We start from the raw sequence: 19,691 nt of genomic DNA, 5'->3' as shown, positions 1-19,691 counted from the left end.
GTTAAGTTCATGAAGCAGGAACTGAGGTACCCCATCCCCAGCGACGCCCCGCTGGAGCCGCCCGAAGAGTGGGCCGAGCTGCGCGACGAGTGCCCGGTGGCCCGCGTGACGCTGCCCAGCGGCGACCAGGCGACGCTGCTGACCAGGTACGAGGACGTCAAGCAGGTCCTGTCCGACCCGCGCTTCTCCCGCACGCTCACCGCACCCGACGCGGCCCGGCTGTCGGCCACCGGTGACGGCGGGCTGTTCAACAGCCGGCTGGCCCAGATCATCCCCGACGGCGGCGAAGACCACCAGCACTGGCGGCGCCTGGTGATCAGGTGGTTCACCGCCAAGCGGATGTCCGACCTGCGGCCCGCGATGACGGAGATGGCCGAGCGGCTCGTCGACGAGATGGTGGCGGGCGGCGCGCCCGGCGACCTGCGCGCCTCGCTGGGCTTCCCGCTGCCGGTGTACGTGATCTGCGCCATGCTGGGCGTGCCCGCGGCCGACCGGGACCGGTTCGCCCACTGGTCCGACACCCTGCTCAACCTCACCCGTTACGAGCAGGCCGAGATCGAGGCGGCCCAGGCCGAGTTCTTCCAGTACATGTCCGAGCACCTCGCGGCCAAGCGCGCCGAGCCGGGCGACGACCTGCTGAGCGAGCTGCTGGCGGCGGGCGGCCCGGAGGAGGGCGGGCTGTCGGAGCTCCAGGTGCTGGTCACCGGGATGGGGCTGCTGGTCGCCGGGCACGAGACCACGGCGAACATGATCGGCAAGATGGTGGCGATGCTGCTGGCCGACCGGACCCGGTGGGAGCGGCTGCTGGCGGACCGGTCGCTCGTCCGTACGGCGGTGGAGGAGACGCTGCGGATGGACGCCAACCCCGGCATCGGCCTGCCGCGCTACCTGCACGAGGAGGTCGAGGTCGGCGGGACGGTGCTGCCGCGCGGCACGACCGTGCTGTGCAGCATGGCGGCGGCCAACCGCGACGAGAGCGTGTTCGAGCGGGCGGACGAGCTGGACCTTTCCCGTAAGCCGAACCCGCATCTGACGTTCGGCGCCGGTCCGCACTCGTGCCTGGGGATGGCGCTGGCCCGCACGGAGCTGCAGGTGGTGCTGGAGGTGCTGCTGCGGAAGCTGCCGTCGCTGGAGCTGGCGGTGCCGGCGGCGGAGCTGGAGCGTGTGGAGGGGCTGGCCGTCGGCGGGCTGGCCACGGTTCCCGTGCGCTGGTGATGTCCGGGCCCGCCTGACCGGTTCGTCCCTTCAGGGGTTTTGCCCCGTTCTCGCACCTCAACGGCCATTTGGGGTAAGGGGGGCGAGGGGGGAATGTGCGATGGGGGCCAAGCTCGACTACGCGGCGGTGTTCAACGCCATACCGACGCCGTGCGCGGTGGTGACGCCGGATCTGGAGATCGTGGCGGTCAACGACGCCTGCCTGAAGGAGACCCGCCGCACCCGGGCGGAGCTCGTCGGGCAGTCGTTCCTGACCGCCTTCGGCAGCCCTCCGGACTTCGTGGACGCGCTGCGAGCCTCGATCGGACGGGTGGCGAGCACGAAGGACCTCGACGTCGTCCCGCTGGTCCGGCACGACATCCGGCCCGGCGGGACCGGCCTGCCCCAGGAACGCTACTGGACGCTGGTGCAGGTGCCGGTGCTCGGCCGGGACGGCGAGCTGAGCTGGATCGTCACCTGGGCCGAGGACGTCACCCCCCTGGTGCGGGACGTCCCCTCCATCCCCGGCGAGGGCGAAGGGCTCAAGGCGCACCTCTACCGCTCCCGCGACCTGCTGGAGCTCAACTCCCGGCTGAAGCAGGCGCTCCGGCAGGAGCAGCGGACGGTGTCGGCGCTGCACGAGGCCATCGAGCACCAGCAGCGGTTCCTGTTCGACGCCACCCACGATCTGCGCAACCCGATCACCGGGCTGCTGACCGAGCTGGAGGTCGTGCTCAGCGAGCCCGAGGCCGACCTGCGCCAGACCCTGAGAAAGCTGTACCGGGACGTCGAACGGCTCGACGACATCGTCTCCGACCTGCTGGTGCTGGCCCGCCTCTACACGGCGACGCCACCCGCGCACGACCGGGTCGACCTGGCCAGGCTGGTCAGGGAGGAGCTGGAGGCGCACCCGCCGCTGATCCAGGTGATCACCCGGCTCGAACCGGACGTGCAGGTGCGGGCCTCGCGGGTCCGGCTGGCCCGGGTGCTGGCCAACCTGGTCGCCAACGCCGAGCGGCACACCACGTCGAAGATCGAGATCGTGGTGCGCACGGAGCCGCCGTACGCCTTCCTGGAGGTCATCGACGACGGGCCCGGCATCCCGCCCGAGGATCGCGAGAAGATCTTCCACCGCATGTACCGCCGGGACGAGGCGCGCAGCAAGGACCCGAACGGGTCCGGCTTCGGCCTGTCGATCGGCCGCGAGGTCGCCCAGGGGTACGGCGGCGACCTCTACGTCGGCGACCACCGGGGAGGCGCACGCCTGGTCATGCGCCTCCCGCTGGCCCAGGACTGAGCGGGGTCAGCGCTCGCACACCAGGCCGTCGCGGTCGCGGTCCTGGTACCAGGCGTACTCGGGGTCGCGGCCCCGCTGGTACGGGCCGTAGCCGGCGGCGTTGGCCTCGGCGCAGGTGCGGTAGCGCGGGTCGGTGCCGCCCTGCTTCACGCTGGGCTTGCGGGGCTCGCGCTTGTCGCACTTGCCCGACCAGATGCGCAGCCGCTGCTTCTTGGCCTTCCGCTCCTCGGCACGCATGATCTTGATGTAGCGGTCGTTCGGCTTGTACAGCACCGCCTTGCCGTAGCCGTAGCGCACCAGGTTGCGGTTGACGTGCACGCCCTTGGCGTTCCACACGTAGTAGAGCCAGCGCCCGTAGCGGTCCTTCGGGTCCTTGTCCCGTACGAGATAGGCGGTCTTGCCGAGCGGCAGGAGCGCGGCGGTCCGGTCGGTGGCCGCCTGGAACCAGCACTGGCCCCGCTCGGGGGTGTCGACCTCGAGGAGGCGGACCCGCATCCTCTTGCCCTTGCGGACCACGTCGACCGTGTCGCCGTCGACGATCTTGACCACCTTGACGGCGACGGCTCCCTTGGGGAGGTTCGACGGCCGGGCGGCGGCCTGGGCCGGGACGGCGACTCCGGCCGACAGGATCGCGGCCGCGGCGGCGGCCCCCACCAGTGAACGGATGTGCACGATGCGTCTCCTGTTGAAGTTTTAACTAGTGAGATATAGACGCATACGTGCGACAAAAGGTGCACAGGATGGCAGATGAGTTCGAAATGTGACTTCCGGTGGGGCGTCAGGCGTCGGCGGGGAGCAGCGACTCCAGCTCGGCGACCGCGTGCGCCCGATGGACGGTCAGCGTGGCCACGGCCTCGCCGGCGTCGCGGCGGCGCAGCGCGTCGAGGGTGGCGTGGTGCTCCTTGACCACCCGCTCGCGGTTGCCCGCGCCGCCGTAGTACATCGACCGGTAGGCGTCGGTGGCGTCCCAGAGCGTCCTGATCATGCGGGACAGCCGGGGCATGCCCGCGAGGTCGAACAGCGTCATGTGGAACAGCCGGTTGGCGTTCGTCATGGCGAGCACGTCGCCCGCCGCGGCGGCCCGCTCCACCTCGTCCTGGAGGGCCTGGAGCCGGTCGAGGTCGGCGTCGGACAGCCGCGGCACGGCCCGGCGCACGGCCTCCTCCTCCAGCAGCTCGCGGATGCGGTAGACCTCGCGCAGATCGTCGAGCGAGAGCGTCTCGACGAAGTAGCCCCGGTGCGCCTCGTAGCGGACCAGGCCCTCGCCCTGCAGCGTCTTGAGCGCCTCACGCAGCGGGACGCGGCTCACCTGCAGCTCCTCGGCCAGCGCGTCCTGCCGGATCGGGGCACCGGGCTTCAGCCGCCCGGTGGTGATGGCGCGGCGCAGCTCCTCCAGCACGAACTGCTGAGCCGTCGGCGGCCGCCGCCGCCCCTCATCCGCACCCACCGCCCCAATATCTCACGCCCCACGGAGCGCCCTACCGGTCCAGCAGCTTCCGGAGCCAGTCCTCGTCCTGGCCAAGCGAGGGGGGTCGGAGGCGGTAGATGGGCGGGGTGGCGGAGAGGCGGAGGGGGTTGGCGACCTGGCCCACGCCGTCGATCTCCACCGCGGGCTCCAGTCCGAGGTCGTCGGCGAGGGCGAAGGCGGCGGCCAGGTCGTTGATCGGCCCGCACGGCACCCCGGCCGCGCTGAGCAGCCCGAACCACTCGTCCGCCGTACGCGCCGAAAGCGCCTCGTTCAGCTCCTCCACCAGCCGGTCACGGGCCACGACCCGCCCGGCGTTCGTCGCGTACGAGGGATCCTCGGCCAGCCCCGGCCGGTCCAGCACCGTACAGAGCGCCCGGAACTGCCGGTCGTTCCCGGCCGCGATGACGATCGGCCGGTCCGAAGCCTGGAACACCTCGTACGGGACGACACTCGGATGCCGGTTGCCCATCGCCTCCGGCACCACCCCGGCCGCGGCGTAGGCGGAAGACTGGTTGGCCAGCGCCGACAGCAGGGACGACAGCAGCGAGACCTCGACCTGCTGGCCCTCGCCGGTGCGGTCGCGGTGGCGCAGCGCGGCCAGCACGCCGAGCGTGGCGTGCAGGCCGGTGATCACGTCCACCAGGGCCACGCCCGCCTTCGTGCCGCCGTCGCCGGGCTCGCCGGTGACGCTCATCAGCCCGCCGACCGCCTGCGCGATCAGGTCGTAGCCGGGCAGCTCCGCCCCCTCGCCGGACCCGAACCCGGTGACCGAGCAGTAGACCAGGCCGGGGTTGAGCGCGCGCAGCTCCTCGTATCCGAGGCCGAGCCGGTCCATGGTGCCCGGCCGGAAGTTCTCCACGAGCACGTCGGCGCGGGCCGCCAGCGCCCGCGCGACCTCCAGGTCCTGCTCGTCGCGCAGGTCGAGGGCGATCGACCGCTTGTTGCGGTTGACGGCGAGATAGTACGTGGCCTCGCCGGTGGGGGCGTAGGGCGGCCCCCAGTGGCGGGTGTCGTCGCCCGCGCCGGGCCGTTCCACCTTGACCACGTCGGCCCCGAGGTCGGCCAGGAGCATGGTCGCGTACGGCCCGGCCAGCACCCGGCTGAAGTCGGCCACGAGCAGCCCGTCGAGCGCGGTCTTGCCGTTTGTCCCGTGTTGTCGCAATTCGTCCATGGTGTTGCTCAGCCTAGCTATGGCAGTATTGGATTTTGGATCCAATCTACATGGAGGCACGCCATGATCTCGCCCACCGCCCTGTTCGCCGTCGACACGCTGCTGACCGAGGAGGAGCGCGAGATCAGGAACACGGTCCGGCTGGTGTGCGACCGCGAGATCCGGCCGCACGTCGCCGGCTGGTTCGAGGCCGGGGAGCTGCCCGCCAGGGAGCTGGCCCGCACGCTCGGCGCGACCGGCCTGCTCGGCATGCACCTCGACGGCTACGGCTGCGCCGGGATGGGCGCGGTCGCGTACGGGCTCGCCTGCCTGGAGCTGGAGGCGGCCGACTCGGGTCTGCGCAGCCTGGTGTCGGTGCAGGGCTCGCTCGCCATGTACGCGATCTGGAAGTACGGCAGTGAGGAGCAGAAGCAGCGGTGGCTGCCCGGCATGGCGGCCGGCGAGCTGATCGGCTGCTTCGGCCTCACCGAGCCGGACTTCGGCTCCGACCCGGCCCGCATGCGCACCCACGCCAAGCGCGACGGCGGCGACTGGGTGCTGAACGGCACCAAGCTCTGGATCACCAACGGCTCGGTCGCCGACGTGGCGGTCGTGTGGGCCCAGACCGACGACGGGATCAGGGGCTTCCTCGTCCCGGCCGGCACGCCCGGGTTCACCGTGAACGACGTCAAGCGCAAGGTCTCGCTGCGCGCGAGCGTGACCAGCGAGCTGGTGCTCGACGACGTCCGGCTGCCCGCCGACGCGCTGCTGCCCGAGGCCAGGGGTCTGCGCGGGCCGCTCGGCTGCCTGAACGAGGCCCGGTTCGGCATCGTGTTCGGCGCCATGGGGGCGGCGCTCGACTGCCTGGAGACGGCGATCGCGTACGCGGCCGAACGCGAGGTGTTCGCCCGGCCGCTGTCGTCGTTCCAGCTCACCCAGGAGAAACTCGCCGACATGGCGCTGGAGCTGGGCAAGGGCCTGCTGCTCGCGGTGCATCTGGGGCGGCTGAAGGAGGCCGGCACGCTCACCCCCGAGCAGGTGAGCGCCGGCAAGCTGAACAACGTGCGCGAGGCCATCGAGATCGCCAGGAAGTGCCGCACGCTGCTCGGCGCGAGCGGCGTCACCTTGGAGTACCCGGTGATCAGGCACGCGGTGAACCTGGAGTCGGTGCTGACCTACGAGGGCACCTCGGAGATCCACCAGCTCGTCCTGGGCAAGGCGCTGACGGGCGTCGGCGCCTTCCACTGACGGGCACTGAAAACCCAGTTGACCTGGAGTGCACTCCAGCCGCCAAGCTGGACCCATGCAGACACGTACCATCGGAAACCGCCAGGTCAGCGCCATCGGGCTCGGGGCGATGCCCATGTCGGTGGCGGGTCACATGCCCGATGAGGAGCAGTCGATCCGCACGCTGCTCGCCGCCCTGGACGCCGGCCTGACGCTGATCGACACGGCCGACGCCTACACCCCCTCGCACGAGGACCCCGGCCACAACGAGCGGCTGGTCGCCCGGGCCCTGTCGCTCTGGTCCGGCTCCTCCGACGACGTGCTCGTGGCCACCAAGGGCGGCCACGTGCGCACACCCGGCGGCGGCTGGGACGTCGACGGCCGCCCCGAGTACCTCAAGGAGGCCTGCGACCGCTCGCTGAAGGCCCTGGGCGTGGAGAGCATCGGCCTCTACCAGCACCACCGTCCCGACCCGAAGGTCCCGTACGAGGAGACCATCGGCGCGCTGAAGGACCTGCACGACGCCGGCAAGATCCAGATGGCCGGGATCTCCAACGCGAACCCGGAGCAGATCAGGACCGCCCACGCCATCCTCGGCGACCGCCTGGTGAGCGTGCAGAACCAGTACTCGCCGCGGTTCCGCTCCAGCGAGCCGGAGATCGACGTCTGCGCCGAACTCGGCCTCGCCTTCCTCCCCTGGTCGCCGCTGGGCGGCATGCGCAGCGCCCGCGACCTGCGCGACGCCTTCGCGGAGATCGGCGAGGCCCGCGGCGTCTCCCCGCAGCAGGTCTGCCTCGCCTGGGAGCTGGCCCGCAGCCCCGTGGTCATCCCGATCCCCGGCGCCAGCCGCCCGGAGTCCATCCTCGACTCGGCCGGCGCCGCGTCGCTGGAGCTGACCGCGGAGGAGCTGGCCCGCCTGGGGTGAGGTTTGCAGGGTAGGGGGTCGGCATGGACGTCATCACGTTCCCGACCCCAGGCCTCGGCGACCAGTCCTACCTGCTGACCCACGAGGGGCAGGGCATCCTGGTCGACCCCCAGCGCGACATCGACCGCTTCCTGCGCGCCGCCGAGGAGCGCGGTGTGGAGCCGCGGTTCGTGCTGGAGACCCACCTGCACAACGACTACGTGTCCGGCGCCGAGCAGGCCGCCCTGCGCAGCGGCGCCGAACTCGTGCTGCCCGCCGCCTCCGGCGCCGCCTACCGGCACACGCCGGCCTTCCACCTGGAGGACATCCACGGCGGCGGGCTGACCATCCGGCCCGTGCACACGCCCGGCCACACCCCCGAGCACACCAGCTACCTGATCCTCCTCGACGGGGAGATGACCGCGGTGTTCACCGGCGGGAGCCTACTCATCGGCGCGGCGGGCCGGACCGACCTGCTCGGCCCCGAACGCGCCCGGTCGCTGGCCCGGCTCCAGCACGGGTCGCTGCGCCGGCTGGCGCGGCTGCCGCGCGAGGTCGAGGTGTTCCCCACCCACGGCGCGGGCTCGTTCTGCACCTCCGGCGGCGCGGGCCGCACCACCTCCACCATCGGCGCCGAACGCGACCGCAACCCGCTGCTCTGGATCGACGACGCCGACGACTTCGCCGACCGGCTGCTCGCCGCGCCCAAGCCGATCCCGGCCTTCTATCCCTTCATGGGTCCCGCCAACACGCTGGGCGTGCCGCCCATGCCGCCGGTCCGGGTACCCGAGCTGGACGAACCCGCCGAAGGGACGCACGTGGTCGACATCCGGCCCCGGCGGGCGCAGGCCCGCGGCATGCTGCCCGGATCGCTCGGCATCTCGCTGGACGAGGACTTCGGCAGCTGGGCCGGATGGCTGATCCCGTACGGAGAGCCGATCACCCTGGTCGCCGAGCCCGGCCAGGACGTGGACGAGGCGGTCACCCAGCTCGCCCGGATCGGCGTGGACGAGGTGGCGGGCGTGGTCCGGCATCCCGGCGACGCGGCCACCCAGACGTACGAGCTGCTGGGCCTGCGCGACTTCGCCCGACGGGTGTCCGAGCCGGGCGCGCAGGTGCTGGACGTACGGATGCGCGACGAACGCGAGTCGGCCCGGCTGGAGAACGCCGTCGGCCTGCACCTGCCCGACGTCTTCACCGAGGACGTCCCGTTCGACCGCTCCGAGCCGGTGTACGTGGCCTGCGCCTCCGGCCGCCGCGCCGCCATCGCCGCCAGCGAACTGGCCCGCCGGGGCTACTCCGCGATCGCCCTCGACGGCGCGGGCATCCCGGACGTGATCGCCGAACTCCGAACAAGCCACGCCGCCTGACACCCACCCGGCCCAGCCCCGCGTATGGGACGCGCGGGGGTGCGGAGTCTGGAGGACGCGCGATCCAGGGGGCGCGCGATTCGGGGGACGCGCGGTTCAAGCTTTCAGGAGGTGGGCGGGGAAAGCGTTGGCGAGGGCGTGGTAGCCGGTTGGGCTCAGGTGGAGGTGGTCGCCTACGTCGTACGAGGGGAGCAGGCGGCGGGGGTTGGACGGGTCGCGTACGGCTTGGTCGAAGTCCAGGACGGCGTCGAAGGTGCCGCTGGTGCGGATCCAGGTGTTGATCTTTTGGCGGGCGGATTCGCGGTGGCCTGCCGGGTCGTCGTAGTCGTGGCCGCCGAAGGGGGTGAGGGTGGCTCCGTACACGAGGATGTCGTGGGCGTGGGCGCGGACGGCGATCTGTTCGTAGGCGGCGATCAGGTCGGCGGCGACATCCTCCTGGTCTTCGGCGGGGGCGGTGCCCAGGTCGTTCACGCCTTCGAAGACGACCAGCCAGCGGACGCCGCTCAGCGCGAGGATGTCGCGGTCGAGACGGGCGAGGGCGTTCTGACCGAGCCCGTCGTTGAGGACGCGGTTGCCGCCGGCGGCCTGGTTGGCGACGGCGAAGCCGCCGAGCCGGTCGAAGAGCTGGTCGGGCCAGCGGTCGTTGTGGTTGGTGGTCGATCCCCGGCCGTCGGTGAGACTGTCGCCGATCAGGGCGAGGACCGGCACCGACGCCTCCACCTCGACCCCGCTCAACAAGTACCAGTGCTCGACCGGGGTCGCGCCCGTCAGCTCCGCGCGGCCGGTCTGGTCGCCGACGGCCAGGTGGGAGGTGGTACGGGAGCCGGGGTGGGAGGTGACGCCCGCCGGGTCCAGCCCTTCGGCGAGGCGCAGGGTGACGGCCAGCACGGCGCCGTCGGCCAACGAGAACTCCAGCGGGTCGGACACCACCTGCGCCCCCGCGGGCACCGACGCCGTGGGCCGCCCGTGGAACGTGACCGCCCGGAGAGTCTTCGGCACGACCGCGCTCCCCCCGGCCCGCCCATCGACCGGGAGCGCGACGGTGACCGCGGCGAGGCGGAGCGGCGCCGTGCCGAACGCGTTGGAGAACCGCAGCCGCAGCCGCTCGCCGCCGGCCGAGACCCGCACGGTCTGCCGGAGGGTGCTGCCGGCCAGGACGAGGCCGTCCCGGGCATGGGGCGGGAGGTTCTCCGGCTCGGTGAGCTGCGGCGCGGACGCCCACGTATGCACCCAGCGTCCCAACAGTCCCTCCGATCACCAGAAATCGAGATTTGTCAGCCTATGGCAGATGATCGCCTGACGGGGTACGAAGGGGCCGGGAGCTGATCACCGGCTACAACGGCGAGCTTACCGGTCGCGCGGTCATCACCCCGTCGTGAGATGGCGCGCGTCACCGCGTGATGAGATCGTCGGGGTCATGGACGACGCCCGTAAGATCAAGCGCACCGCGACCGGGACCTGTCCCGCCAGCCGGGCCGAGGACGGCACCTGGCAGGTGCGGGGATTCGCCGAGGCGCGGGCCGTGCTCCGCGCCCACGACACCGTGCAGGCCGGGTTAGGCATCGAGACCGTGGAGAAGACGCCCGCGAAGATCAGGCGTCCCGTTCTCTACCGCGACGGCCCCGAGCATCGCGAGCACCGGCGGCAGACCGCGCGCTACTTCACGCCGCGCCGGGTGGACGAGCACTACCGGGGGCTGATGGCCGACATCGCCGAGCGGCACCTCGCCGGGCTGCGGGCGGGCGGCTCGGCCGAGCTGTCCGACCTGAGCTTCGGCATGGCGATCGACGTCGCGTGCGCGGTCATCGGCCTCACCGAGAGCAAGCCGGGCATCCGGCGCAGGCTGGAGCGGTTCTTCCCGGAGAAGTTCGGCAGGCCCGGCTTCACCAGCCTCAGCGGGCTCTACTGGATGGGACGGCAGATCCAGAGCTGGGGCAGCATCTACCTGTCCGACGTCCGCCCCGCGGTCCGGCCGCGCCGCCGGGAGCCGCGCGATGACCTCATCTCCCACCTGATCGCCGAGGGGTGCACCGACGCGGAGATCCTCGGCGAGTGCCTGACGTTCGCCGCGGCCGGGATGGTGACCACGCGGGAGTTCATCTGCGTCGCCGCGTGGCAGCTGTTCAGCGACGAGACGCTGCTGAAGCGGTATCGGGAGGCGGAGGAGCCGGAGCGGCTGGCGATCCTCCACGAACTGCTCCGGCTCGACCCCGCGGTGGCGCGGCTGCGGCGGCGCACCACCGCGGAGCTCGAACTGCCGGGCGACGTCACGATCCCGGCGGGCGAGGTGGTCGAACTCCTCGTGGACGAGGCGAACGCCGACGAGCGGGCGGTGGGCGCCGAGCCGCTGTCCGCGTGCCCGGGGCGGTCCCTCGACGGCGGGGCGGGGCCGGCGGTGCTGGCGTTCGGTGACGGGCCGCACCGGTGTCCCGGCGCGGGCATCGCCATCCTGGAGACCGACGTCTTCCTCACCCGGCTCTTCGCGCTGCCGGGGATCCGGATGGCGACGGCGCCCCGGGTGGGCTTCAAGGACGCGATCGGGGGTTACGAGATCCGCGGACTGACGGTCACGACCGGGTGATCAGGTAGCCGCGGCCCGCTTCGGCGTGCCAGGTCAGGGTGCCGGTCTCGGTCTCCTGGTCCAGGTCGTGGACGCGGTAGCGCCCGGCGGGCGTCCTGACCGTGATCGGGCCGGTGCGGCCCGGCCGCACGGTGATGGTCTCGGCGAGGCCGTCCCGCCACGTGACGTCCACGGTCACGTCGCCCCGGGCGCGCAGCCCCGTCACCGCGCCGTCCTTCCAGGCGGCGGGCAGCGAGGGCAGCACGTGCACCACCCCGCGGTGGCTCTGCAGCAGCATCTCGGCGATGCCCGCGGTCGCGCCGAAGTTGCCGTCGATCTGGAACGGCGGATGGCTGTCCCACAGGTTGTCCAGCGTGGAGTGGCGCAGCAGCTCGCCGAGCATCCGGTGGGCGCGGTCGCCGTCGAGCAGCCGCGCCCAGAAGCTGATCTTCCAGGCCTTGCTCCAGCCGGTGCCGCCGTCGCCGCGCGCCGCCAGCGACACCGCCGCCGCCTCCGCCTCCGGGCTGCCCGCCGCGATCAGGTCGCCGGGGTGGAGGGCGTACAGGTGGGACACGTGCCGGTGGGTGTCGGTCCTGGAGTCCCAGTCGCGCTTCCACTCCTGGAGCTGCCCCCACGAGCCGACCCGGATGCCGGGGTCGAGCCGGGCCAGCGCCTCCCCCGCCGCCGCCCGGAACTCCTCGTCCACGCCGAGCGTCGTGGCCGCGGCCAGCGCGGCGGCCAGCACCTCCCGGACGATCTGCTGCGACATCGAGGCGCCGGCCGAGAAGCCGCCGTGCTCCGGCGAGTAACTGGGCGAGACGACGAGCCGGCCGTCGGCGGGGTCGGTGTGCAGGAAGTCCAGCCAGAACTCGGCCGCCCCCTTGATCACCGGGTAGGCGGTCTCGCGCAGGTAGTCCAGGTCTCCGGTGAACCGGTACGAGTCGTACAAATGTCTTGAAGCCCACGCCGCCGCCTCCGGGAACCAGAAGGCGGTCGGCCAGTCGTGCACGCCGGTGAAGCCGAACGGGTTCGACTCGTTGCCGACCACCCAGCCGCGGGCGCCGAACATCTCCCTCGCCGTCCTGCTCCCCGGGGCCGTCAGTGAGGCGATGTACCGGTCGTACGGTCTGGTCGTCTCGTGCAGGTTGGCCGGTCCGGCGGGCCAGTAGTTCATCTGCAGGTTGATGTTGAGGTGGTAGTCGCCGGACCAGGGCGGGCTGGTCGAGTCGTTCCACACGCCTTGCAGGTTGGCGGGCAGCAGGTCGTTCTCGCGGGAGCAGGCGATCAGCAGGTAGCGGCCGTACTGGAACAGCAGCGCCTCCACCGCCCGGTCCTCCGGCCCGCCGCCGCCCGTGTAGCGGCGTAACAGCCGGTCGGTGGGGATCTCCGGCGCGGACTGCCCGAGATCCAGCCGTACCCGGCCGAACAGCTCCCGGTAGTCGGCCACGTGCGCGGCCCTGAGCGCGTCGTAGCCCAGCCCGGCCGCCGCGTCCACCGCCGCCGTCACCCGGGCGTGCGGGTCCTCGCCGCGGTAGTGCGGGTAGGTGTCGGCGTAGTCGGTCCCGGCGGACAGGATCAGCACCGCGCTGTCCGCGCCGGTGACCGTGACCGTCTCCCCCTCGTCCGTACGCGTCCCACCCTCGGCGAGGACCTGCACCTGCGCCTCGAACACCAGCCCGTTGTCCGCGAGCCGCCCCCGGATCGTGAGCCGGCCGCCCTCGGCGGTCACGGTCTTGTCGTCGCGCGGCGAGGTGTGGCGCAGCGTGAACGACACCGCCCCGCCCCGGCCGGCGGTGAGCCTGGCCGCGATCACGTTCCCGGGGTTGGCGGCGAAGTACTCACGGCTGTAGGCGACATCTCCGGCGGTGTAGCGGACCCGCGCCACCGCCTCCGCCAACCGCAGCTCCCGCCGGTAGCCCTCCGGCTCGCCGTGCTCGCCGAAGTCCAGGTGCAGGTCGCCGAAGGTCTGGTACGCGCCGAACCCGGTCTTGGGCTGCCCCAGCGCCGCCGCCACCTCCTCGGCCGGGACCCTCCCCTCCCGGTCGATCCGCCGCCGCACCTCCTCCACGGCGCCCGGCCGCGGCGCCGTCCAGTTGCCGAAGTCGTACCCGTCGTGCCCCGGGCCGCCGGTCCACAGCGTCTTCTCGTTGAACTGGATCCGCTCGCCTCTCACGCCGCCGAAGACCATCGCCCCCAGCGGCCCGTTGCCGATGGGCAGCGCCTGGGTCTCCCAGTCGGCGGCGGGCTCCTCGTACCAGAGCGTCAGATCGTCGGGGGCGCTCGTCATGCCGCCATTGTCCCCCGTCCTATGCTGCTGATCATGAGCCTCAGCGACTCCGCCCGCAGCCTCCTCCGCGCCCCCAACCTCGGCGTCCTCGCCACCCTCAACCCCGACGGCAGCCCCCAGACCTCGGTCGTCTGGCTGGGCACCGACGGCGACGACGTGGTCATCTCCTCCCAGGCGGGCCGGCGCAAGGTCCTCAACCTGGAGCGGGACCCCCGCGCGAGCCTCTGCGTGTTCGACGGGTCGGACCCCGAGAGGTACGTCGAGGTCCGGGGGACGGCTTCGATCACCGAGGACGAGGGGCGGCGGCTCGCGGTCCAGCTCGCGGAGGAGTACGAGGGCGAAGGGGGCGGCGAGGAGTACCTGCGGCTGCCTCCAGAGAAGGTCCGCGTGACGATCCGCATCACCCCGCACCGCGTGGCGGGCAGCGCGGTGTGAGGCGGGGTCCTTAGGAGTCCTCGGCCGGGGTGCCTGCCGGGCCCTTGGCGAATCTGGTGAGCAGGTTGAGGGTGGCGCGGCGGGTGAAGGGGCGGGCGGCGCGGGTCACGCCGTGGCCGCAGGCTCTGCCCTTCATGCCGCAGACCCAGCGCATGGTGCCGGAGGCGAAGACGCCGGCGCCGCTGGGGGCTACGTAGTAGGTGGTGTGGCTGACCGTGGCCCGGCCGCCGCAGTCGACCGGGGATTCGGCGAGCACCTTGATGTTGCCGGGCGAGCCGGGTGACACCTTGTCGGTCTCCACGCCGGCCAGGCCGGGGAAGGTTCTGCCTCGGGTGCCCTTGAAGATCCAGTGGCTGGGCCTGGTCACGTGGTAGGTCGCCTCGGCGGGGAAGCAGTCGTACATCTGGCCGACCAGCGCGCTCTCCGGGTCCGACCGCCGCCAGAGCGGGCACTGGGTCTCCTTGTCACACATGATCATCCTGCCGTGCAGGCCGATCCGCCAGTAGACGGCGTTGGCTCCGAGGAAGGCCAGGTTCACGCCCGCGTCGCGGGCCTTGGTGACGGCCTTGCGCATCGCCGGGGACCAGTACTCGTCGTGGCCCAGCGACACCACGGCTTTCGCGCCGCGCAGCGCTCCTGGCCGCAGGTCGAGGCTGGTCAGGTAGGCCAGCGGGACGCCGCTCCGCTCGGCCAGCCGGATGGCCTGCCACTCGAAGTCGAGGAAGAGCCGGGCGCCGGAGTGGTCGTACGGGCGGTCGAAGGTGACCTTGCGGGACCGGTCGGCGAACCCGCCGGGGCCGCTGTACAGGCTGCGCCCGCCCCACAGGTTGTACGCCTGCCAGGTGGTGACGGCGTTGAGGATCACGACCCGGCCCTCGGCGGAGGCCGATCGCACGGTGATCGGGACGTAGCGCTGGCCGCCCGTGGAGGCATCCAGCCGGACCAGGTAGGCGCCCTCGGCCCAGCCGGTGGTGTCGACGGTGAGCGAGGGCTTCCAGTGGGCGGCGGTCACCATGCCCTCGACGGTCCGCGGCGGCGGCTGCTTGATCCCCCGGGTCGGCTCCGAACGCCAGACCCTCTCCGGCTTGGCGCCCATCCGGAACGCCGACGCGGTGAAACGCGGCGCGGTGGTGGAGACGAGCAGCCGGAACCGCTCCCCCGGCAGCACGCTGACCCGATCGGCGTAGCCCTCGATCTCGTGCTCCGCGCCGCGCTTGGTGATGCGCCAGGGCACGGGCGCGGCGGGTTCGGAGGCGGCGGCGGTCACCGGGGCGCGCGGCGCGGGGACGACGGGCGCGGGGGCGGCGCAGCCTGCGGCGAGCAGGACCAGGGCGGCGAGCACGTGACGCACGATCACCCATGCTCGGGGCTGCCTCCGTCCGGGCCGCGGCCTTTGGCGAAGTGCTTACCCTCCGATGACAGCGCAGAGAACGGTCGCTGACGGGGTGGCCCTGTTCCCTCGCCCAGGCGCGGACCCGGAGGAAGGTCTCACGGCTCACCACCGCGATCGACTTCACCATCAGAATCCTCAAGACGGCCTGACCCGCATGACGCCTGCCGGCGCCGTGCGTCGGACTAGGTGAGGCCGAGGTCGCGCAGGGCGCGGGCGTAGCGGCGGCCCGGGGTGAGAGACGCGGCCGACCACGGCAGGATCTCGGGGACTCGCCTGCCCGTCTCGCTCAGGAGTTCCTGCGCGCGGCGGAGGTGCCCGCCGAAGTAGAAGGCGGCGCCGAACAGGTGGGCGGCGTCCAGGGAGCGGGGATGCGGGCGGGAGCCGTCGCGCCATCGGTCGGCCGCGCGGCTCAGCTCGTCCGCCACGGCCGGGTCGCCGAAGTAGCCTTCCAGGAATTCCTGGGCGGGGGTGTCGTCGTTCTCGTCCCACGCGATTTCGAAGTGGGCCAGGGCGAGCATGGCGGTCACCGGGTCGCCGGTCGGCGCCGAGGCCGCGGTTTCCCGGGCGAAGGCGAGAAGCTCATGCCGCGAGCCGTACCACTTCTCGCAGAGCGCCTGGGTGCGGCTGTAGTGGCCGGTGTACAGGTGGGGGTCGCGGGCGGTCAGCTCTTTCCAGATGTCGTCGAGCTCGTCCCGGCCGGCCGACATGCCCATGGCGTGCCACTGCAACTGGTCCCACGGCACGGGGTCGTCAGGGAGCGCCTGGGCCGCCTGGCGGAGGGGAGCCTCGGCCTCATCCAGCACCTGCCAGAAGCTCTGGAAGCGCTTCGCTCCGACGTACTTGGCGTAGGAGCCGCCGCGGATCTGCCAGGCGTGTTTGACGCGGGCGGCGCCGAGCCAGAGAAGGGCGTCGGGGTCGTCCTGCGCCTGCCGCGACAGGGAGGCGGTGTGCGCGGCGGCGGCATCGGCCAGTTCCACGACGCGCAGCGCCCGCAGCTCGTGGTCGCCGCGGGCCTGCTTGATCAGCTCCAGGCCGTGCTCCAGCCGTCCCGTTCTGACCTGCGGCAGGGCCCGGTCCAGCGCGGGGTCCTCCCAGGCCTTTCCCATCCGCATTCCGGAAATCCTGTCGGCCAGGCCGGAGATTCTGTTGATCGCCCGTAATAACAGCATCGGCGATCAGTACCGCAGACCTGGGCAGCGCCGCAACACCTTAGTGTTTCCTCCCCCCAAGAGCTGATTGTCCGATTCGCTGACTCTGATGGAGAAAGCCCGTTGACGAATCAAATGAACGGTCTTTTAATTCGTGCATGGGGCGCATCGCCGGAGTCACCGCCGCCGAAACCCGTGAGCGGCTGCTCCGGGCCGCGGCCGACGTGTTCGCGGAGCGCGGGTACGACGGCACGAGGGTGGCCGACATCGCCGCCGCCGCGGGGGTGAGCAACGGCGCGCTCTACGCCCATTTCGCCTCCAAGGCGGACCTGCTGCTGGAGGCGCTGCGGGCGCACGCCGGCCAGATGCTGGCCGACCTGCTCGCCGACGATCCGGACCGGTCGGCGACCGAGCTGCTGCTGGCCCTCGGACGCCGGCTCCCCCGCAGCCGCGACGCCCCCGGCTACCTCCTCGTGGAGGCGCTGGCCGCCGCACGCCGCGACCAGGACGTCGCCAAGCCGACACGCGAGTACGTGGGCGAGCGGGCCGACTGGATAGCCGGGCTGGTACGGGCCGCCCAGGGTGACGGCGCGCTCGACCCGGCGGTCTCACCGGAGGCGCTGGCCCACTTCTGTTTCCTGCTCGCGATCGGCAGCGCGCTCGTCCCGCCGGACATGCACGCCGTGGACGAGGCGGAGTGGGCCGCGCTGCTCGCCCGCGTCGTCCGGGGTCTCGCGCCCGCCGACGACACCACGGAAAAGGATCGGACACCGTGAAAGTTCAGATCGACCCGGAGCGCTGCCAAGGACACGGCCGCTGCTACGACATCGCGCCCGGCCTGTTCGGCGAGGACGACGAAGGTTACGGGACGGTGATCGGCGACGGCGCGGTGCCGTCCGGCGAGGAGCGCACGGCGCGCCTGGCGGTCGCCAACTGTCCGGAAAGCGCGATCACCCTCTCCGAGGAGGAGCCCACATGAGCGTCGACGACCGCTTCACCCGGCGCGACCCGGACGACGGGGAAGTCCTCGGCACCCGGAGCGAGGTCGTCACCGGCCCTGTTTCGGACTGGGCGACCGACTTCTCCCACCTGGAGCCGGAGTGGTACGAGGACCCGTACCCGATCCAGGACGACCTGCGGCAGCGCTGCCCGATCGCCCGCACCGAACGGTTCGGCGGCGGGTGGCTGCCGACCCGGTACGAGGACGTCGCGGCCATCGCCTACGACACCGAGCGCTTCTCGTCGCGGGCCATCATCATGGGCAACTACCGGCCGCCGCTCGACCTGGCGCCGGTGGGCAGCACCCCGCCGATCTCCTCCGACCCGCCGTTCCACCACGACGCCCGCAAGCTGCTGCTGCCGGCGTTCACCAAGACCAAGGTGGCCAAGCGGGAGGCGGCGGCGCGGGCCTACTGCCACTCGCTGATCGACGCGTTCGAGGGCCGGGACGTGGTGGACGCCGCCCGCGACTACGCGCAGCACATCCCTGTACGGGTCATCTCCGACATGCTGGGCTTCCCGCCGGAGGACGGGCCGCGGTTCCGGGTGTTCATCGAGCACGCGCTCGAAGGCGTCAACCTGCCGCCGGACGATCGCATGGCCAACATGCAGGAGCTGTTCGACTACCTGTACGAGCAGATCCACGATCATCTGGAGAACCCGCGCGACGACCTGACCACGTACCTGATCGAGGCGGAGCTGTACGGGCGCAAACTGGAGCCGGAGCACGTGTCCGGAACCATGGCGCTGCTGCTCATCGCCGGGATCGACACCACGTGGAGCGCCATCGGCGCGTCGCTGTGGCACCTGGCGAAGACCCCGGCCGACCGCGAGCGGCTGGTGGCCGAGCCGGAGCTGCTGCCGACGGCGATGGAGGAGTTCCTGCGCGCCTACGCCCCCGTGACCATGGCCCGCCTGGTCAAGGAGGACATGCACTGGAACGGCGTCGACATGAAGGCCGACGACTGGATCCTGCTGTCGTTCCCGGCGGCGAACCGCGACCCGGCGCAGTTCGACCGGGCGGACGAGGTGATCATCGACCGGGAGGTCAACCGGCACGCCGCCTTCGGCCTCGGCATCCACCGCTGCCTGGGCTCCCACCTGGCCCGCATGGAGCTGCGGGTCGCCCTGGAAGTGTGGCTGGAACGCGTCCCCTCCTTCACCCTGGCGGACCCGGACGGCGTGACGTGGTCCTCCGGCCAGGTCCGCGGCCCCCGCACGCTGCCCATCAGGATCGGCTAACGGACGGTCTCCCCGCCGGGCAGGGCGAGCAGCGACAGCTCGGCCCGGTCGGGGAGCCCGTGCCAGTCACCGTGCGAGGCGACGGCGAACGCCCCGAGCACCACACCCCGCCGCAGCCTTTCGGCTACCGGCAGCCCGTCGAGCAGCCCCGACAGATACCCGGCCACGAAAGCGTCACCGGCCCCGACCGGGTTGACCACCTGCACGGGCACAGCGGGCTCGCGCACGTGCCCACCCTCCGTCCAGACCTCCGCGCCGTCGCCGCCGAGCTTCACCACCACCTCGCCCGGCCCCGCCGCCAGCGCCGCCTCCGGGCTCTCGGCCACCAGCGGCAGCTCGTCCTCCGACGCCACCAGCACATTCACGTACGGCAGCAACGGCCGGAGCCCGGCAGCCGCGTCCTCCCGGTTCCACAGCTTGGCCCGATAATTCACATCAAGACAGACCCTCACCCCACGCTCGGCGGCCAGTCGGACGGCGCGCACTACGGCGGCGGCCGGTTCCGGCCCAAGCGCCGGAGTGATCCCAGTGACGTGCAGCACTCGAATCGATGCGCTGCCCAGGGCGCGGGTGGCGTCGGCTGAGGTTAGGGCGGAGCCTGCGGAGCCCGCGCGGTAGTAGTGGACGCGGATGATGTCCCCGATGCGGCGTTCCTGGAGGAGCAGCCCGGTCGGTCGCGACGGGTCGAGTCGGCAGGCGGTCACATCCACCGCCTCGGCGCGCAGGGTGCGCAGGATGAGGCGGCCCAGTTCGTCGTCTCCGAGCACGCCCGCCCACCGGACCGCGTGACCGAGCCTGGCCAGGCCGATGGCGACGTTGGCCTCGGCCCCGGCCACGGACAGGGTCAGGTCGCCGCCCATCCGCAGCGGCCCGGGGCCGTGCAGGGACGCCATGGCCTCGCCGAACGTGACGACGTCGTACCCGGTCACTAGGGCACCCTCTTTCTCGCAGGCACCACTACGGTGCTTGGTGAAGGGACTCGGCGGGAGCCGGGGTGACGGTCTAGTCCGGTCGCCG

At 72.1% G+C, this 19,691-nt stretch carries 18 protein-coding genes; 10 read left to right on the top strand and 8 right to left on the bottom strand.

What is annotated here, in order from left to right:
- The first annotated feature begins 9 nt into the window (after positions 1-9).
- Together AB0J42_RS34865 and AB0J42_RS34860 are read left to right on the top strand one after the other, a co-directional pair.
- Complete coding sequence (locus tag AB0J42_RS34865; protein WP_364302238.1) at positions 10-1,215, top strand: cytochrome P450; 1,206 nt, start codon at positions 10-12, stop codon at positions 1,213-1,215.
- A 100-nt stretch (positions 1,216-1,315) separates the two neighbouring features.
- Positions 1,316-2,491 carry an ATP-binding protein gene (locus AB0J42_RS34860; RefSeq protein ID WP_364302236.1) on the top strand — a complete coding sequence of 392 codons (1,176 nt, stop codon included), beginning with the start codon at positions 1,316-1,318 and terminating at the stop codon, positions 2,489-2,491.
- 6 nt (positions 2,492-2,497) lie between these two features.
- On the opposite strand, the gene AB0J42_RS34855 is transcribed toward AB0J42_RS34860, so the two are convergent.
- The 3 genes from AB0J42_RS34855 to AB0J42_RS34845 form a co-directional block, all read right to left on the bottom strand.
- Positions 2,498-3,163, bottom strand: coding sequence for a thermonuclease family protein (locus AB0J42_RS34855; protein WP_364302234.1), 666 nt, complete (start codon positions 3,161-3,163; stop codon positions 2,498-2,500).
- A 106-nt stretch (positions 3,164-3,269) separates the two neighbouring features.
- A complete protein-coding gene (locus tag AB0J42_RS34850) occupies positions 3,270-3,938 on the bottom strand; it encodes a GntR family transcriptional regulator (RefSeq protein ID WP_364302232.1) in 669 nt (222 codons plus the stop codon).
- A gap of 31 nt (positions 3,939-3,969) precedes the next feature.
- Positions 3,970-5,130: a CoA transferase gene (locus tag AB0J42_RS34845; protein WP_364302229.1), complete on the bottom strand. Its 1,161-nt coding sequence runs from the start codon at positions 5,128-5,130 to the stop codon at positions 3,970-3,972.
- A 63-nt stretch (positions 5,131-5,193) separates the two neighbouring features.
- Between AB0J42_RS34845 and AB0J42_RS34840 the strand changes: the two genes are divergently transcribed.
- Genes AB0J42_RS34840 through AB0J42_RS34830 form a run of 3 tightly spaced genes read left to right on the top strand, consistent with a single transcriptional unit; the run spans position 5,194 to position 8,610 of the window.
- Entirely contained in the window at positions 5,194-6,357 is a 1,164-nt protein-coding gene (locus AB0J42_RS34840) for an acyl-CoA dehydrogenase family protein (protein WP_364302227.1), read from the top strand.
- Between the two features lie 55 nt (positions 6,358-6,412).
- On the top strand, positions 6,413-7,261 hold the full coding sequence (locus tag AB0J42_RS34835; protein ID WP_364302225.1) for an aldo/keto reductase: 849 nt from the start codon (positions 6,413-6,415) through the stop codon (positions 7,259-7,261).
- Positions 7,262-7,284: 23 nt separating this feature from the next.
- A complete protein-coding gene (locus tag AB0J42_RS34830) occupies positions 7,285-8,610 on the top strand; it encodes an MBL fold metallo-hydrolase (protein WP_364302223.1) in 1,326 nt (441 codons plus the stop codon).
- 96 nt (positions 8,611-8,706) lie between these two features.
- On the opposite strand, the gene AB0J42_RS34825 is transcribed toward AB0J42_RS34830, so the two are convergent.
- Positions 8,707-9,852, bottom strand: coding sequence for an SGNH/GDSL hydrolase family protein (locus AB0J42_RS34825; RefSeq protein WP_364302221.1), 1,146 nt, complete (start codon positions 9,850-9,852; stop codon positions 8,707-8,709).
- Between the two features lie 175 nt (positions 9,853-10,027).
- Between AB0J42_RS34825 and AB0J42_RS34820 the strand changes: the two genes are divergently transcribed.
- Positions 10,028-11,191: a cytochrome P450 gene (locus AB0J42_RS34820; protein WP_364302219.1), complete on the top strand. Its 1,164-nt coding sequence runs from the start codon at positions 10,028-10,030 to the stop codon at positions 11,189-11,191.
- On the opposite strand, the gene AB0J42_RS34815 is transcribed toward AB0J42_RS34820, so the two are convergent.
- Positions 11,178-13,457: a glycoside hydrolase family 95 protein gene (locus AB0J42_RS34815; RefSeq protein ID WP_364302217.1), complete on the bottom strand. Its 2,280-nt coding sequence runs from the start codon at positions 13,455-13,457 to the stop codon at positions 11,178-11,180. The genes AB0J42_RS34820 and AB0J42_RS34815 overlap by 14 nt on opposite strands.
- A gap of 33 nt (positions 13,458-13,490) precedes the next feature.
- Here AB0J42_RS34815 and AB0J42_RS34810 point away from each other — a divergent pair, with 33 nt between their 5' ends.
- Positions 13,491-13,892: a PPOX class F420-dependent oxidoreductase gene (locus AB0J42_RS34810; protein ID WP_364302215.1), complete on the top strand. Its 402-nt coding sequence runs from the start codon at positions 13,491-13,493 to the stop codon at positions 13,890-13,892.
- Positions 13,893-13,902: 10 nt separating this feature from the next.
- Here the strand turns inward: AB0J42_RS34810 and AB0J42_RS34805 are convergent, their stop codons facing one another.
- Positions 13,903-15,243: a N,N-dimethylformamidase beta subunit family domain-containing protein gene (locus tag AB0J42_RS34805; RefSeq protein WP_364302213.1), complete on the bottom strand. Its 1,341-nt coding sequence runs from the start codon at positions 15,241-15,243 to the stop codon at positions 13,903-13,905.
- A gap of 224 nt (positions 15,244-15,467) precedes the next feature.
- Positions 15,468-16,397 carry a hypothetical protein gene (locus AB0J42_RS34800; protein WP_364302211.1) on the bottom strand — a complete coding sequence of 310 codons (930 nt, stop codon included), beginning with the start codon at positions 16,395-16,397 and terminating at the stop codon, positions 15,468-15,470.
- A 194-nt stretch (positions 16,398-16,591) separates the two neighbouring features.
- Between AB0J42_RS34800 and AB0J42_RS34795 the strand changes: the two genes are divergently transcribed.
- The 3 genes from AB0J42_RS34795 to AB0J42_RS34785 are packed head-to-tail and all read left to right on the top strand — an operon-like array spanning position 16,592 to position 18,674.
- Entirely contained in the window at positions 16,592-17,209 is a 618-nt protein-coding gene (locus tag AB0J42_RS34795; protein WP_364302209.1) for a helix-turn-helix domain-containing protein, read from the top strand.
- Positions 17,206-17,412 (top strand): ferredoxin, encoded by a 207-nt coding sequence (locus AB0J42_RS34790; RefSeq protein WP_364302207.1) that lies wholly within the window; start codon positions 17,206-17,208, stop codon positions 17,410-17,412. The genes AB0J42_RS34795 and AB0J42_RS34790 overlap by 4 nt, the downstream gene beginning before the upstream one ends.
- The gene (locus AB0J42_RS34785; RefSeq protein ID WP_364302204.1) at positions 17,409-18,674 is read left to right on the top strand and encodes a cytochrome P450; all 1,266 of its coding nucleotides are present in this window, start codon (positions 17,409-17,411) and stop codon (positions 18,672-18,674) included. Before AB0J42_RS34790 ends, AB0J42_RS34785 begins: the two co-directional genes overlap by 4 nt.
- Here AB0J42_RS34785 and AB0J42_RS34780 read toward each other — a convergent pair.
- Positions 18,671-19,603: a sugar kinase gene (locus tag AB0J42_RS34780; RefSeq protein WP_364302202.1), complete on the bottom strand. Its 933-nt coding sequence runs from the start codon at positions 19,601-19,603 to the stop codon at positions 18,671-18,673. The genes AB0J42_RS34785 and AB0J42_RS34780 overlap by 4 nt on opposite strands.
- Between the last annotated feature and the right edge of the window lie 88 nt (positions 19,604-19,691).

The sequence above is a fragment of the Nonomuraea sp. NPDC049649 genome (assembly GCF_040675175.1).
In the GTDB taxonomy this organism is placed as follows: domain Bacteria; phylum Actinomycetota; class Actinomycetes; order Streptosporangiales; family Streptosporangiaceae; genus Nonomuraea.
Note: the sequence above shows the minus strand (reverse complement) of the source record. Positions and strands in the feature narration are given on the sequence as shown.

Excerpts from the sequence above, each read along its gene's own strand:
- AB0J42_RS34800 (WP_364302211.1), bottom strand. The coding sequence starts at position 16,397 with ATGCGGATGGGAAAGGCCTGGGAGGACCCCGCGCTGGACCGGGCCCTG.
- AB0J42_RS34820 (WP_364302219.1), top strand. The coding sequence starts at position 10,028 with ATGGACGACGCCCGTAAGATCAAGCGCACCGCGACCGGGACCTGTCCC.
- AB0J42_RS34835 (WP_364302225.1), top strand. The coding sequence starts at position 6,413 with ATGCAGACACGTACCATCGGAAACCGCCAGGTCAGCGCCATCGGGCTC.
- AB0J42_RS34810 (WP_364302215.1), top strand. The coding sequence starts at position 13,491 with ATGAGCCTCAGCGACTCCGCCCGCAGCCTCCTCCGCGCCCCCAACCTC.
- AB0J42_RS34785 (WP_364302204.1), top strand. The coding sequence starts at position 17,409 with ATGAGCGTCGACGACCGCTTCACCCGGCGCGACCCGGACGACGGGGAA.
- AB0J42_RS34815 (WP_364302217.1), bottom strand. The coding sequence starts at position 13,457 with ATGACGAGCGCCCCCGACGATCTGACGCTCTGGTACGAGGAGCCCGCC.
- AB0J42_RS34795 (WP_364302209.1), top strand. The coding sequence starts at position 16,592 with ATGGGGCGCATCGCCGGAGTCACCGCCGCCGAAACCCGTGAGCGGCTG.
- AB0J42_RS34830 (WP_364302223.1), top strand. The coding sequence starts at position 7,285 with ATGGACGTCATCACGTTCCCGACCCCAGGCCTCGGCGACCAGTCCTAC.
- AB0J42_RS34860 (WP_364302236.1), top strand. The coding sequence starts at position 1,316 with ATGGGGGCCAAGCTCGACTACGCGGCGGTGTTCAACGCCATACCGACG.
- AB0J42_RS34865 (WP_364302238.1), top strand. The coding sequence starts at position 10 with ATGAAGCAGGAACTGAGGTACCCCATCCCCAGCGACGCCCCGCTGGAG.
- AB0J42_RS34845 (WP_364302229.1), bottom strand. The coding sequence starts at position 5,130 with ATGGACGAATTGCGACAACACGGGACAAACGGCAAGACCGCGCTCGAC.
- AB0J42_RS34840 (WP_364302227.1), top strand. The coding sequence starts at position 5,194 with ATGATCTCGCCCACCGCCCTGTTCGCCGTCGACACGCTGCTGACCGAG.